The 14136-nt window shown below is 69.1% G+C and carries 12 protein-coding genes and 4 pseudogenes; 9 read left to right on the top strand and 7 right to left on the bottom strand.

All coding sequences use genetic code 11. The features are described 5' to 3' along the window. Positions 1-639: 639 nt before the first annotated feature. The 3 genes from OG251_RS00895 to OG251_RS00885 all read left to right on the top strand — a co-directional run bounded on the left by OG251_RS00895 (position 640) and on the right by OG251_RS00885 (position 2145). On the top strand, positions 640-921 hold the full coding sequence (locus tag OG251_RS00895; RefSeq protein ID WP_326675010.1) for a hypothetical protein: 282 nt from the start codon (positions 640-642) through the stop codon (positions 919-921). After that, positions 921-1148, top strand: coding sequence for a hypothetical protein (locus tag OG251_RS00890; RefSeq protein WP_326675008.1), 228 nt, complete (start codon positions 921-923; stop codon positions 1146-1148). Before OG251_RS00895 ends, OG251_RS00890 begins: the two co-directional genes overlap by 1 nt. Before the next feature lie 227 nt (positions 1149-1375). Next, positions 1376-2145 (top strand): IS5 family transposase gene (locus OG251_RS00885; protein WP_326681108.1). Its coding sequence is split into 2 segments (ribosomal slippage): positions 1376-1655 and positions 1655-2145, totalling 771 coding nucleotides; the frame shifts between segments, so codons are not numbered across the junction. Here OG251_RS00885 and OG251_RS00880 read toward each other — a convergent pair. Both OG251_RS00880 and OG251_RS00875 read right to left on the bottom strand, forming a co-directional pair. Then, positions 2110-2514 carry a hypothetical protein gene (locus OG251_RS00880; protein WP_266933299.1) on the bottom strand — a complete coding sequence of 135 codons (405 nt, stop codon included), beginning with the start codon at positions 2512-2514 and terminating at the stop codon, positions 2110-2112. The two genes, OG251_RS00885 and OG251_RS00880, sit on opposite strands and share 36 nt — an antisense overlap. A gap of 81 nt (positions 2515-2595) precedes the next feature. After that, a protein-coding gene (locus tag OG251_RS00875; protein ID WP_326675005.1) for an IS5 family transposase occupies positions 2596-3404 on the bottom strand; the annotation gives its coding sequence in 2 pieces (ribosomal slippage) (positions 2596-2727 and positions 2730-3404; 807 coding nt in all). A gap of 109 nt (positions 3405-3513) precedes the next feature. On the opposite strand from OG251_RS00875, the pseudogene OG251_RS00870 reads away from it, so the two are divergent. From OG251_RS00870 to OG251_RS00860, 3 genes and pseudogenes are all read left to right on the top strand, one after another. Then, positions 3514-4175: pseudogene (locus OG251_RS00870) on the top strand (transposase); the annotation flags it as partial. Between the two features lie 346 nt (positions 4176-4521). Continuing rightward, positions 4522-5499, top strand: coding sequence for a CPBP family glutamic-type intramembrane protease (locus OG251_RS00865; RefSeq protein WP_326675004.1), 978 nt, complete (start codon positions 4522-4524; stop codon positions 5497-5499). Between the two features lie 322 nt (positions 5500-5821). Next, the gene (locus tag OG251_RS00860; RefSeq protein ID WP_326675003.1) at positions 5822-6703 is read left to right on the top strand and encodes an alpha/beta fold hydrolase; all 882 of its coding nucleotides are present in this window, start codon (positions 5822-5824) and stop codon (positions 6701-6703) included. Here the strand turns inward: OG251_RS00860 and OG251_RS00855 are convergent. The 3 genes and pseudogenes from OG251_RS00855 to OG251_RS00845 form a co-directional block, all read right to left on the bottom strand. Beyond that, positions 6696-6773 (bottom strand): annotated as a pseudogene (locus tag OG251_RS00855) (IS5/IS1182 family transposase); the annotation flags it as partial. The gene OG251_RS00860 and the pseudogene OG251_RS00855 sit on opposite strands and share 8 nt — an antisense overlap. Positions 6774-7174: 401 nt before the next feature. Beyond that, positions 7175-7753, bottom strand: coding sequence for an MmyB family transcriptional regulator (locus OG251_RS00850; RefSeq protein WP_326675001.1), 579 nt, complete (start codon positions 7751-7753; stop codon positions 7175-7177). 104 nt (positions 7754-7857) lie between these two features. After that, a pseudogene (locus tag OG251_RS00845) lies at positions 7858-7986 on the bottom strand (helix-turn-helix domain-containing protein); the annotation flags it as partial. 180 nt (positions 7987-8166) lie between these two features. On the opposite strand from OG251_RS00845, the gene OG251_RS00840 reads away from it, so the two are divergent. The 3 genes and pseudogenes from OG251_RS00840 to OG251_RS00830 all read left to right on the top strand — a co-directional run bounded on the left by OG251_RS00840 (position 8167) and on the right by OG251_RS00830 (position 11720). After that, on the top strand, positions 8167-9612 hold the full coding sequence (locus OG251_RS00840) for an MFS transporter (RefSeq protein ID WP_326675000.1): 1446 nt from the start codon (positions 8167-8169) through the stop codon (positions 9610-9612). A gap of 264 nt (positions 9613-9876) precedes the next feature. Beyond that, positions 9877-10595, top strand: a pseudogene (locus OG251_RS00835) (IS6 family transposase). Positions 10596-11078: 483 nt separating this feature from the next. Then, complete coding sequence (locus OG251_RS00830; protein ID WP_326674999.1) at positions 11079-11720, top strand: hypothetical protein; 642 nt, start codon at positions 11079-11081, stop codon at positions 11718-11720. Between the two features lie 1420 nt (positions 11721-13140). On the opposite strand, the gene OG251_RS00825 is transcribed toward OG251_RS00830, so the two are convergent. Further along, entirely contained in the window at positions 13141-13692 is a 552-nt protein-coding gene (locus OG251_RS00825) for a transposase (RefSeq protein ID WP_326674997.1), read from the bottom strand. Continuing rightward, positions 13655-13969, bottom strand: coding sequence for a transposase domain-containing protein (locus tag OG251_RS00820; protein WP_326674996.1), 315 nt, complete (start codon positions 13967-13969; stop codon positions 13655-13657). The genes OG251_RS00825 and OG251_RS00820 overlap by 38 nt, the downstream gene beginning before the upstream one ends. Positions 13970-14136: the final 167 nt, after the last annotated feature.

Genomic DNA, 14136 nt, shown 5'->3' with positions numbered 1-14136 from the left:
CGGTGGAGACCTCCCAGAAGGTGATTGGTCGCCGAACGCATGGTGGGGCGTATGGCGTCCATGATGCTCCGGTGGGGTTCGGTCTCCGCGAAGGTGTAGAGCGCGTCGCGGTTCTCCCACGCGGACAGGGTCAGGAAGACGCCGGCGAGGGGCTGGGCGACCAGGGAGGCGCCGAACGCACCCGGTGCGGAGCGCACCTGCCGCCATGCCTTCATGGACTTCCAGAAGAACCGCGGCACGTCGCCTTTTGATCTCAGGATGAACCGGGATGCCATGACATACGCCGGGTGTGCGGCGGAGCCGGGTTCGGCGTGGCCCAGGGAAGCGTCGGCATACCAGTCCACCTCATTCTCGGCGCCGGGGCCCCGGATGTCTCCGTGGGCTTCTGGCTGGCGCGGAACACGCGGGGCACCGTGCGATCCGGCCCACGCACTCATTCTCGATACCTCCGGGAGCACCGCAACCGCAGTTGGGCCCGCAACCGGCCACGAGCCGGGCGGGAGCCGGGCGGGAGCCGGGCGCGGTTGCGGTGGCGAAGAGGGCTGAAGGGGAGCTTCCCGTCAACGCGCGGGGGCGTGACCCGCCGCGTGGGCGTGACGGTCCCCGTCCCGGACGGCGGACCCCGGTAGGAAGGCGGGCATGGAAACTCGCAGCAAGGACGTGGCCTCGCGCTTCCTGGAAGAGACTGAGGAACGGGACCGCATCCCCGCGTACGACGATCTGTGTACGGCGGACTACCGCGAGCACGATCCAGCGATGCCGCAGGAGACCGTGGTTCTGGCCGAGGCCCGCGAGATCTACCGGGAGCTGGTCACGGCTTTCGAGCTGACAGTCATCCGCAGGCCCTTCCGCCCGCGGACGCCGCTCCCCTTCTGGTGGACGCCACTGACGCCCGGTCACCTTCTGGAGAAGGGCTGCTGATGCTCGGCTCCCCAGAGGTGGTGGAGGCTGCACACGGATGGGCGCTCACGGTGATGGAAGTCGAACTCCTTCTCCGCGCGTCGGCCTGCAGCGCCGACACATGGTCGGCTCAGCTGGAGAAGCAGCGAGAGGCCAGGGAGAAGTACTACACGGCGGTCCGTCGCGACATGGAGCTGCCGCCCGGCCACTCCGGTCGGTGGCACCTCCCGCCGACTCGGCTCTCCTGAGGAACCGGCGGAGTATCCCCCGAGCCCACGCCGAACCAGAACTGTGCCCAAGCGGGCAATCCTGGATGAAGCACGAGGATGAATCGCCCTCTTAGAACTCCTAACGAAATGATCTTCAAGGTGGTTGGATCACTCCAAGGCCGTTGATTTAGGGGTGCGCAGTGGCTCGGCGGAAGCCGTGGGATGTCGATGACGAGCTGTGGGCGGTGATCGAGCCGCTGCTGCCGATGGTTGAGCGTCGGTACCGGCATCCGGGGCGGAAGCGGCATCCGGACCGGCAGGTGTTTCAGGGCATCTTGTTCGTGCTGCACACCGGGATCGCCTGGGAACACCTGCCGCAGGAGCTCGGCTTCGGTTCGGGCATGACGTGCTGGCGCCGCCTGGCCGAGTGGACCGAGGTCGGCGTGTGGCCCCGGCTCCATGAAGCACTCTTGGCCAAACTCCGGAGCGCGGACGCCCTGGACTTCTCGCGGGCGGCCGTCGACGGCTCCCACATCCGGGCGTTAAAGGGGGCTCCAAGACGGGACGAAGCCCTGTTGACCGGGGCAAGACGGGCAGCAAGCACCACCTGATCACGGACGCCACTGGCATCCCGCTCGCCGTCACCCTGACCGGCGGCAACCGCAACGACGTCACCCAGCTCATCCCACTGCTCCAGGCAGTGCCGCACGTACGGGGCAAGCGCGGCAGACCTCGACACCGCCCCGACGTCGTGCTCGGTGACCGCGGATACGACCACGACAAATACCGTCGCCTCGTCCGCGCGCTCGGTGTGAAGCCACTGATCGCAAGACGCGGCATCGAGCACGGCTCCGGACTCGGAACCCAACGCTGGGTCGTAGAGCGCGCCTTCGCCCACCTGCACTGGTTCCGCCGCCTGCGGATCCGCTGGGAGATCCGCGACGACATCCACGAAGCCTTCCTCACTCTCGGGTGCGCACTCATCTGCTGGCGACGCCTGTCACAGGCGGCCCGGGCCCTCCCCCTCCCGCAGTAGCCATTCCCGCACCGAAGGAGCACGGTCAAGGAGCCGCCTGACCTGCATGCCCTCTTCGCGTGAGGTCACTTTCGGCAGCGGGGCGAAGTCGTCGGGGATCACATCCAGCAGGCTCAGCACACGGTCTCCCGTACGCAGAGTGATCAGCAGTTCCCACCGCACGTGACGTGGTACGTCCGGGCGGTGGGACAAGGTGTGCCACAGGGCCGGCCACAGATAGTGGGTGCCGTCAGGCGCCGCATTCGCGCGCACCCACGCCGGGTCCAACCGTTGACTCAGACCGAGGTCACACGCCCGCTCCTCCAGCCTGAACAGCGAGGCCGAATCGACAGCCTTCAGCTCGCGAGGCAACGGCTGTTCGAAGTCCATCGCCCCATGCTGCCCGACGGCATCCCACGACGAGGAGCCGACCCCAAAATGTCATTCCGTTAGGAGTTCTTACTGATCGTTTCAGAATGAGGTTTTGAGTCGTCTCAAGCAGATGATGCTGCAGGCGAGTTGGAGGAGTCCAAGGTGGAGTTCGGCGCGTATCTCGTAGCGGATGCGGAGTCGTTTGAACTGGTGGAGCCAGGCGAAGGTGCGCGCTCGACTACCCATCGAGTCTTGCCCAAGCCGGAACCATGCGAGGCACCACGGCGGGCGATCTTGGGTGTGATGCCGTGAGCCCGGATGAGACGGCGGTACTTGTCGAAGTCGTAGCCGCGGTCGGCGAACAGCTGTCGGGGTCGGTGCCGTGGCCGGCCGCGCAGGCCACGAATGCGGGGCGTGGCGTCCAGCAAGGGCATGAGCTGAGTGACGGCGTGGCGATTTCCGCTGGTCGGAGAGACGGTGAGCGGAGTTCCGTTCCGGTCGACGATGAGGTGATGTTTGCTGCCCGGCCGTGCTCGGTCAACCGGCGAAGGTCCGGTGTGAGCCCCCCTGAGGGCCCTGACGTGCGAGGCATCGATCGCCGCGTCGTCCATTTCCAGCAGTCCGTCTCTGCGAAGTTCTGCCAGCAGTACTTCGTGCAGGCGTGGCCACACTCCGGCCTCGGTCCAGTCCCGCAGACGGCGCCAGGCCGTCACCCCACTGCACCCGACCTGCTCGGCGGGTACGTCTCGCCAGCTCACACTCTTGCGAAGTACGTAAACGATGCCCCGCAGAGCAGCACGGTCATCGGCTGGCAACCGCCCCGGGTAGCGGTGCCGACGCGGCGCACGAGCCGGCAGCAGCGGAGCCACACGTTCCCACAGGTCATCAGACACAAAATGAGCAGACACCCAACAGATCCTGCCGACACATCACCCAACTGCCAAGGTTCACAACAAACTTCATTCTGAAACGATCAGTTGGGGCGTGTATCGAGTCGTGATCAATCTGCGGGATTCGCCCGAGCGGCTGCGGCAGCAGTTCGAGGGCGTGATCCGGCAGTTCAGGACACGCGGGCAGTGGCGGGAGATGCCGGCTGAGTTCGGCCCCTGGCCGACCGTCCACAACCGCTTCCGGCAGTGGCGTGACGGCGGGGTCTTCGAGGCCCTGCTGGAGGGCCTGATCGCCGAAGCCGCGAGGCGGGGCGAGACGGACGTGTCCCTGGTCGGCGTCGACTCCACCACCGCCCGGGCCCACCACGATGCCGCCGGGATGCACCTGGACGAGAGGGTCCTGACCGCCCTGGAAAAAGCCGCCGCCGAGGAGGAGAAGGCCCGGTAAAACGGGGGCGAGGAGGAAGGACAAGTCGGGCGATCGGCCGGCCGTGGTCCCGCCCACGGCGAGCGGCGACGTATCCGACGCCGACACAGACTCCGGCTGAATGCCACCCTGCTCGGGCGCTCGCGGGGCGGGCAGACCAGCAAGGTCCACCTCGCAGCCGACCGCAAGTGCCGCCCGCTCGCGATCGTCCCGACCGCGGGACAGGCCGCCGACAGCCCCCATTCATCCCCGTACTCAAGAAGACCCGGGTCCGCGACCCGGCCGGCCGCGCCCGGACCCGGCCGGACGGGGTCGCCGGGGACAAGGCGTACTCCTCCCGCGGCCATCGCGCCTACCTGCGCAGCGCGCAGAACCGGGCCCGTCTGGTCCGCGCGCTCTACGAACGCCTCGACCGCCTCCAAGCCGCGCCCTGGTGGCCGGACCTTCTGAAACCATCCGTCGGGCAGGCGCATCGCAGGCCGTCCCGGGCCCCTGCGATCTCCCGGTTTCGGGACAGAGGTCATGCACGGCGTGCCTAGGGTGCACCATGGCCGGCGGCAGGCTCCGCCGCGTGAGCGGAAGCACCGCAGCTTGGTGCATCGAAAGATGTATGGGTATCTCATCCGCCGCTACGACCTCAGCGGTCGAGTGGGCGCGGAGGATGGTGAACACCGCTGGTGCGAACGGGTGTTCAGTAAGGAGCATGCCATGACCGACCCTCGTCCCGACTCGTCCGTCCACTCCCATCCGCCCCCTCCCTCCCTCTCCAGGGTGTTGGGGCGAGCCCTGGGCGGCGGCCTCATTATGGCCGTGGCACTGGGGGCCGGGACCGCGGTGGGCCCGGTGGTCGCCGACGCCGTCGGGGTGACCGGGTTTGTGGCCCGCCTGGTGCCTGCCGTGCTCGTCAGCGCGGTGGCCATGCCGCTCGTCGTGTTCGCGCTGCGGCGGCGGCGAGGCTCGCTCGTGGACATAGGGTTCGGCGCTGCGGGCCCGAGTCTGCGGGCCCTGCTCGTCGGGACGGGGGTGACGGCCGGGGCCGCGGCACTGGTGCTCGGCGCCGGAACGGTCGCCGGGATGCTGCGCTGGGCACACCCTGATTTGCCCGTGCTCGCCGGCTACATCGTGACGAACGCCGTTATCGCTCTGCTCCTTGAGGCGCTGCCGGAGGAGACGACACTGCGCGGCCATACGTGGACGTCGTTGCGGAGCCGGTTCGGCGGGACGGCATCGGCGCTCGGGACGACGGCCGTCTTCCTGGCTGTACCCGGTCTCTCGACGATGGTGGAGGCAGGCGCGGCGCGCCTCGTCGGCGGCGAGGCCGGGCCCGTCGGCCTCGTGCCCGAAGGGCAGAACCCGGCCGACTACCTGATTCTGCTCACCGTCTTCGGCCTGGTGCTCGTCGCGGCCCGCACGACGGTGCGGCATGCTCCGCTGTGGGCCGGCATCGGCGCACATCTGACCTTTCTCACCGTCAACCGGGTTGTGTTCGAGGGCGACCGGCGCGGTGCGGGGTGGTCCGTGGAGACGACGCAGGGGGCGGAGCTCCTCGTCCCCGTGTATCTGCTGGTCGCCATGGCCGTGTTCCTGCTGTGGCGACGGCGTGCGGCAGACCCGGTCGGGCCCGGCCGAAAGGTCGCGACCGCGTCCGGACGCCACGGCCAGGCGGTCCGACTCCCGGTGCGCTGACCCCCCTGCCAGACACTCTTCGCGCGGCGAGCCCCGGCGGCCGCCCAGCGCCCGGAGCCCCGGGTCGCGGAGGACAGCCCGCCCGCCGGAGCTGTCGGCCGTGATATCGACGCGCCCGTTCCGCCAACCCCCGGGCACCGGGACACAGTGGCCGCACGGACCGGTCGTGAACCCGCCGCAGCATCCGGCGGATCATGAGGGGATCAACTGGAGAGGCGCAGGTCACGCGCGTCGAGGGCGGGCCGCCGGGGACCCGTCCGTGCGCCCGGGCGTCGAAGATATATGGGTGTGCTCATGGTCGGCCCCATGACAGGATTCACGCATGCCGAATGCTGTCGTGTCCCCCGAGGTGTCCATCGCGTACGAGAGCTTCGGCAACCCCGGGGACCCACCTGTCCTGCTCGTGATGGGTTTGGGTGCGCAGATGCTTGCCTGGCACGAGGACTTCTGCCGGGCGCTGGCGGACCGCGGCCGGTACGTGATCCGATACGACAACCGCGACTGCGGGCTGTCCACCAAATTCGACGAGCACCCTGTCGACACGGGCAAGTTCATCGCCACCGTCAGCTCGGGTGACATGACCGCCGCCCTCGCAATGGTTCCCTACCGGCTTCGCGACATGGCCGACGACGGACTCGGCCTGCTCACCGCGCTCGGTATCGAACGTGCCCACGTGGTCGGCACCTCGATGGGCGGGATGATCGCCCAGACGATGGCCCTCTCCTTTCCGGAGCGGGTGCTGACCTTGACGTCGATGATGTCCTCGACCGGCGAGAGTGAATACGGCCAGTCCAGCCCGGAGGCTCAGGCAGCGCTGTCCACCCCGAAGCCGGCGGACCGCGAGGGGTACGTCATGACGGCGGAGAAGGAACTGGCGTGGGCCTCCAAGCGCTACGGCGACGCCGCGGCGCTGCGTGAGCTGGCTGCCGCAAGCTACGACCGTTCGTACTACCCCGCAGGGATCGGGCGGCAACTCGGCGCGATGATCCTCAGCGGTTCACGCGCGGACGCACTCCGTGAACTGCGGGTGCCGACGCTGGTGATCCATGGCCTGGACGACACGCTGATCGCCCCCAGCGGCGGAGAACGCACTGCGGAGCTCGTGCCTGGTGCGGAACTCCTGCTGATCCCCGACATGGGCCACGACCGCCCCCGAGAGCTCTGGCCGGAGCTCATCGACGCCTTGGTGTCCCACACCGGCTGAGCGCGTCGATGAGCCCGTGGGTCTGTGCGGCGGTCAGGTCGTGGACGGACCCGGGCAGGGCGGGCGCCGCCAGCGCGTCCCGATCTCGGCCGCCGGGCATGCAGCCGAGCGTTCTGGTACCGCAAGGTACGGCTGGAAAGCTCAATCGACGACGGGTGGACCAGCACGCGAAGCTTCTGGTGGGGCACGGTGGATCTTGGCCGTGACACCTCCTGCCAAGAGCTTCATCGCGTTGCAGAGCCTCCCAACTGACGGACATCGCCGACAGGTTGGAATCAGCTCATCGTGCAAATGGTCGGACGCGCCCTGAGAATCAAGCCCGGTGAAGGGAAATTGCTTCTCTGATCGTTCCGGTACGGAACCCTCGCGAAGTCCTCGGGGCGCTGCGGGCACACGACACCGAAACGATCGAACACCTCACGGATAGGACGTACGGCGTCGGGGTGCAGCTCTCAGGCCCCGGGCCGGTCCTCAGGCACCTGCGGCCGAACCGTCGGCGGAGTCGCCGCGGGAGGTCCACGCCGGTGCGGCGCCGACCAGCGAGTCGAGGCGTTCCAGACGCTGAGCGGTGGCGACGTCGGTCGGCGTCATGACGATGATCCGCTCGCCCCGCACCCGGTCCATCCACAGGCTCTGGAACTGGACGTCGAGGGCGCCGACGCGCGGTGACCGGTAGCGGCGCAGCTGGGTGCGGTCGCCCACGATTTCGTACGACTCCCAGTGCCGTACGAAGTCCGGCGACTCCTGGCGCAGCCGGGTAATCAGCGCGTTCCAGCGGGGGTCGTCGCGGTGTTCCGGCTGGCGGGTGCGGAGCTTCGCGGTGATTTCGCGAAGGACGCTGTCCTCGTCGACCAGGCTGTTGCGCCAGCTCGGTTCGGTGAACATCAGCCAGGCGCAGTTGCGTTCCTCGACCGGGTACGCGTCCAGGTCGGCGAACAGGTACCGGTAGGTGCGATTGGCCGCGACCAGGTCGTAGCAGTCAGTCTGCACAGCGGCCGGGTACGGCAGCAGCTTGGCCAGGACGGAGGTGTGCTCGGGGCGCAGGTCCATGGGCGGTCCTGGCTCGGTGGCCGTGCCAGGACCGCGAGTACCATCAGGTGGCGGTGCTCGGCGGCATCCAGGCGCAGGACGCGCGCCACCGCGTTCAGTACCTGGTCGGACGCGTTCTTGGCCCGCCCCTGTTCGAGCCACGTGTACCAGGTGACCCCGACGCCGGCGAGCTGCGCGACCTCCTCGCGCCGCAGACCGGGTGTACGGCGTCGGCCGCCTGCGGGCAGGCCCACCTCACCGGGGGTGACGCGGGCGCGGCGGGCGCGCAGGAAGGCACCGAGGGAGCTGCGGTCGGGTGTCGAAGAGGTCACCACCCCATTGTCATGGCTGGGGGCCGGTGGATCCAGGTAGTACTGGTACCCCTGTAGCTGGGCTCCTGGTACCAGGATGACGAGGGGCGCAGGGTCGTGGTCATGACCACACAGACCGTTCCCGCCGCGCACACTGTGGCGCCGCACCCGGCGCGCGCCCTGACCGGCGCCGGCCTCGCCGTCCTGCTCGTCGCCTACCTGCCCGTGAACATGACGTTCGGGTCGGTCAACCTGCTCGGACCCGCGATCACCGATGACCTCGGCGTGACCGTGTCGGGCGGACAGCTCGTGCTGTCCGCGTACACCACGGCGTTCGCTGCGACCCTCGTCGTCGCGGGGCGCCTGGGCGACCGGTTCGGACGGCGCCGGCTGCTCGCTGCCGGCGTCGGCGCGTTCGCCGTGGCCTCCGTCCTCGCCGCACTCGCACCGAACCTGGTCACACTCGTCGCGCTGCGCGCCGTACTGGGCATCGCCGCGGGCCTGTTCACCCCGCAGGTCCTGTCCACCATCCAGTCCACGGCGCCCGAGAAGCTGCGGGCGCTGGGCGTCACACTGTTCGCCGCCGTCAGCGGCATCGCGACCATCACCGGACAGCTCCTCGCGGGCGCCGTGGCCCAGGCCGCCGGTGACCACTGGGGCTGGCGGCTTGTCCAGATTCTCACCGGGACGATAGGAGCGGCCGCGCTGTTCGCCCTGCGCACCGTGCCCGAGTCGCGCTCGACGGCACCGCTCGCGCTCGATCTGCGCGGGGCCGCGCTCCTCGGCACGGGCCTGCTCCTCGTCGTGGTGCCCCTGACGCTCGGCACCTCCGCGGGCGGTCCTGCCCCGGTGCTCGCGATGCTGGCCGCAGGCGGTGCGGTGCTCGCCGTCTTCGCCCGCTCGCAACGCGCCGCGGAACGCCGCGACGAACTGCCCGTCGTACCGCCGAGTGTGCTGCGCACCCCGGCCGTACGACAGGGCCTGATCATGACGCTGCTGTTCTTCACCGGTTACGGGGCCTTCCTGTACGAGTTCTCGGCGCTCTCCCAGGGCGCGTTCGGCGTGGACGCCTGGGGCGCCGTCGTGCTTCTGCTCGGCTTCGGCGCGGCGTTCGTCGTCACAGCCCTCGCCCTGCCGGCCGTGGAACGCCGCACCGGACGCTGGACGATGACGGGTGGGGCCATCGGGCAGGCGGCTGTGCTCCTGGGCCTCGCCCTCACCGTGAACGGCACCCACGGTGGGTCCCCGTCGGCCCTGCAGCCGCTCCTGGTCGTGCTCGGTGTCACCCAGGCCCTGATGTACGGGCCGGTCCTCCGCACGGTCCTGTCCCGTACACCGACGTGGGCGGCGGTTGTCGCCGGTGGGCTCTTCACCACGTTGCAGCAGCTCGGTCTCGGCCTGGGCGTGGCGCTCCTGGGAGGCGTCTTCCACGCCGTGGCCACCGCGACGGCGGGCGGTCCCGCCAATGGACTGCCCCACGGTTTCGCCGTCGCCGTGACCGTGCAGGCGGCCCTGGCACTGGCATTCGCCTTCCTGGCCGCCCGTATCGCAACGACCGGGGCGGCCTGACGCATGTGGATGTGCGGGTGTTCTTCGCGGCCTGGGTGTCTCATGAGCCCTGGTCGTCGGGTCGGACTTCGTGTGATCAACGACGCGACACCCCCGACGGTACGAACACGAGAGACGAGAACGCAGACTCACCACAGGCGTGCGGGTGAGCGGGGCGGCGGAGGGGTGCTGCGGTTCATCGAGGAACGCGACCCCGGGCACTGTCACGTTGACCGTCCGGCCTGGGATGATCTTCTGGTTGGTCGTGCTGGGAGGGGGGCGTCCATGGACGGCTCGCCGCCGTCGTACAAGGGGCACCGGTGCCCGGTGGAGATCATCGCGCACTGCGTGTGGCTGTACTTCCGTCTACCGCTGTCGTTCCGCGAGGCTGAGGAGCTGATGCTCGAGCGCGGCGTGATCGTCTCCCACGGGACGGTCCGCCGATGGTGTACGAAGTTCGGGCAGCCCTACGCCAACGGCCTGAGCCGCCGGCGTGTGCAGTCGGGGGGCAAGTGGCACCTGGACGAGGTCTTTCTCAGGATTAACGCTGAGCTGAAGAACCTGTGCGGGCCGTCGGCGCCAATGGCCACATGCTCGACATTTTGTGCCAGAACCGGCGGGACACCGCTGCGGCCAGGCGGTTCTTCCGCAAACTGCTCAAGAAGACCTGCTCGGTGCCGAGGGCGGTCGTCACCGACAAGCTGCGCTGCTACGGCGCGGCCCGCCGCGAGGACGTGCCCTTCGTTGAACACCGTGCCCACAAGGGTCTGAACAACCGGGCCGAGAACAGTCATCAGCCGACGAGGCAGCGCGAACGCGCGGTGAAGGGCTTCCGCAGTATCGGCGGGGCCCAGCGGTTCCTGTCCGCGTTCAGCGGCATCTCCCCGCACTTCCGACCACGCGGCCACCTGATGACCGCCACCGAGCACCGCACCGAGATGACCACCCGCTTCGCCATCTGGGACGAGATCACCGGCGCCACCGGCCAACCCATTGCCACGTAAGCCAGGCCCCCACCCGACCCCTTGCACACCTGACGCGCCTTCAACCGGTCAACACCGCACCAACGTGACAACGCCCCGACCGGGCCTGCCGGCCGGACTCCGGCCCCGGTGGTTCGCCGCACTTCGCCTCCGGGGCGAACGCCACCGACGAACCGGGCCGCAACGCGGTCACGGCCCGCTGGACCGAGCCGGGCGCCCGGGGCGGTCCGGCTGACGCCGGGGCGCTCCTTCTCGCCGACGGGCGATGGCGGTAAGACCACACCCGGCCGGCGCTCCGTCGCGAGGCCCGTCCGCCGGAGTGAAACGGCTGAAGGAGCCACACCTCCGAGCCGTGCCGTACCCGTCGCACACCTGTGCCGTGCCTGTGGCGAGCCTGTGTCATTCCCGCCGCAGCCTGATACGGGCGTCTCAACGCGCCTCGCTGACGCTCCGTCGAACGTTCCGGCTGTCGCATGGACAGCCCTCACTGCCAGTTAGGACAAAATGACACACAAGGGACGCATCGTCTTCACGGTTGCCCTCACCACCCTGGGGCTCGGGCTCACGGCCTGCACCGACGGCGAGGACTCGGCTACGACAAAGGAATCGCCTTCGGCCTCCGCCCCGGCGTCGTCCGACCCGAGCAGCAAGAGCCCGTCCGCGGGCACCGGCGACGACGCTGCCGCTCCGGCCGGTGATGTCGCCGCACCGGGCACGAAGGTCAAGATCGGTGACCGAGCGGTCCTGCCGTTCACGTACGGGACCGAAAAGAAGGGCACCATCGCCGTGACCGTCACGGCGATCGAGAAGGGGGCCGAGGCCGACATGGCCGCCTTCGGCGACAAGGCGAAGGGAATGACGCCCTACTACATCCGGATGAAGGTGGAGAACGTCGGTGGCACCGACCTGTCGTACGCGTCACTGAAACTGCGCGGAAAGCTGGAGGGCAGCGGTCCCACGGGCGTAGTTCTGATCGGCGACCTCCCGGGCAAGTGCGACAGCGAATCGGCACCCCGCGACTTCACCACCAAGGGCGCGTCGTACGAGACCTGCTCGCTCAGCGCCACGAAGACCGATCCCATCGCCGCTGCCTCGTTCGAGGAGGGTGACGCGTACCGCGACAGCCCGGTCCTCTGGACCAGCTGACCACCCGTTCCCGCGTCCGCGCGCCGGGCATCTCGTCCTTGACGGAATGCCCGGCCGGCGTCCGGCCCCCCGCTCCACAGCCCTCCGGCGAGAAGCACGGTGCGGTGACCGCTCAGCCTGACGCCGACCTCACGGGTGGAATCGGACGTGAGTTCCGCCCAGCCCCAGAACGTGAACCCGAGGTGCCCGCACGCGTAGTAGTCGTCCTCCCGGCTCCGCCGGTCGATCCCGGACGGCAGGGCGCAGGACGGGCAGTGCGCGAATCCTTCGCCCCCTTCCTCGGCCCAGTCCTGGAACCGCCCCTCGAAGGGGGCCCAGGACGACTCGATGGGCTCCCAGACCTCGTCGACCAGCCGGATTTCGGTCCGGCAGGTGGCCGCGCCCACTTCTCCCTGGCCGCTGTCGAAGACCGTACGGCCGGCTGGACGTGAAGCCCGTTGGACCAAGGCCGACCGAGGCCGGGGCATCGACGGCCTTGGTGAAGCGCGGGCCGGGCGCGTGACCGCATCCGTCACCGCCGACGACGCCCGCGACTCGGTGCACTCCGTACACGCCCAAGGCATGAGGTCTTGACCCAAGTCCGGGTAGTTAACGCTTTCGCAGGTCATGCAAGGGGTGTTGGTGACCAAGTCGTGGCGGCGTAGAGCCCGGGGCCGAGCTCGTGGATGAGGCCGGTCTCGGCCCATCTGGAGAGCTGTCGATACATGGTTTCCATGGTGATGTCGCCGAAGTGGGAGGCGATGTCGCGGGGGCGCCAGAGGCGGGTGGGGTCTTCTTCGAGCAGAGCCAGGATCCGGTGGCGGCGGCGATCGGCGGGGGCGGTGTGCCGGTCGTCGCGGGAGACGGCGGGGAGCTGGGGGGTGCGCTTCGCAGGGCTCGAGGACGCTGATGTCGAGACCGGTGATGGTGCGGCTGGTATCGGGCCTGCCGTCGTCGTGGCGGGTGCTGTAGCGGGACATCGGTGACTTGACCTTGCGGGTGCTGACCCGCTGCCGCCGGGGTGGGAGGAGATAGGTCAGGATCCGGTCCCCGATCAGTCCGGCGCAATGGACGGCCGCGGGGTCGGTGGGGAGGACGCCGGCGGCCTGGACGACTTGATCACGGGCGGTCTGGACGGCGACGGTGAAGCAACAGCGGTCCGGGTCGGTGCCGGGCTGGGACTCGGCGGCCTCGACCATCACAATCCGCAGGGCCTGGTAGAGCGTGAGCAGAGCCCACATTTCCTGCTCGGCACCGGCCGGGTCGCCCGAGCGCAGGACGCGCCCGTCCATGATGTTGTGGCGGAGCGCGTAGTACGCCGATTCGTGTTCCCACCGCTGGTGGTAGAGGCCCGCCAGCGTGGCCGCCGGGTAACGCCGGGCGTCGGTCAGGGTGGTGACCAGGCGGTAGGAACCGGTGAAGACGGTGCCGTCCGCGCAGGTCACCGTGATGTTCGCGTCGATGACACTACTTTCTCGGTGCCGATCACCGACAGGTACGTACCGTCGGCCAGACGTGCCAGGACCGGGGCACGACGGTTGGCGCGGAGCCGGCCCAGTACCTGGGCGCCGGTCGCCCTCACGGCGGCGAGGAAGCCATTGCCGTCGAAACCCTTGTCCCATAGGACCAGCATGTCCGGCCGCAGCAGATGCAACAGCCGGGAGGCGTAACCGGTCTCGCAGCCGGCGGGCGGTCCGAACACCGCGCCGATAGGCGCCCTGGTCCCCGTCTCGACCAGCGTCATCAACTCCATTGTCGGAGAGCCGTGATGAGACGTCCGCCCCAGCCAGACCCTGTTCCGCTCGGAGTCGGCGACCTTCTGCGAACTGCAGCCGTCGAACGACACCGTCCGAAACGGACCGAACCGCACCCCCGGCGTCATCGGCTGGGCCAGTGGCCCGGCGAGTACCTCGAACAGCGCCCTGACCGGCGCGTATCCCAGCCGGCGGCGCAGATCACGCAGAGCCTTCGGCGTCGAACAGACCAACGGCATCCCGGCCAGGCCAGCGGTCAGCTTGTCCCAGACCAGCCGGTAGCCGACCTCGGGGGAACAGGCACATCGCGAGCAGGAAGTAGACCCCCACCCGCGACGGGAGATCCCGCAGCCGCCGCTGCACCGACCGCGTCTCCAACAAGACCGCGTCGACCAGCTCGAACGGCACAACGGCCGTCAGTTCCCCCAGATGACCGGGCGCGAACCGGCCCGCGGCCACCGTGACCGTGCGGGTGATGGCCACCACCGGGGCCGACAGGACATGATGAAACGGCAACGGAGCTCCTCGGATACAAGCTGTCTTGGACGACTGCCTGTACCAACGAGCTTCGTTGCTCCACGTAATATTCTTCAACGGGCTTGTGTGACCTGCGAAAACGTTGGCTACCCGGGCTTGAGTCAGGGCCCGGAAACCCCTGCTCGCCTGCGTGCGGCCGGTCCCCA

Origin of the sequence: Streptomyces sp. NBC_01237 (assembly GCF_035917275.1) — a bacterium.
GTDB lineage: Bacteria > Actinomycetota > Actinomycetes > Streptomycetales > Streptomycetaceae > Streptomyces.
This window is presented reverse-complemented; position numbering and strand designations above follow the sequence as displayed.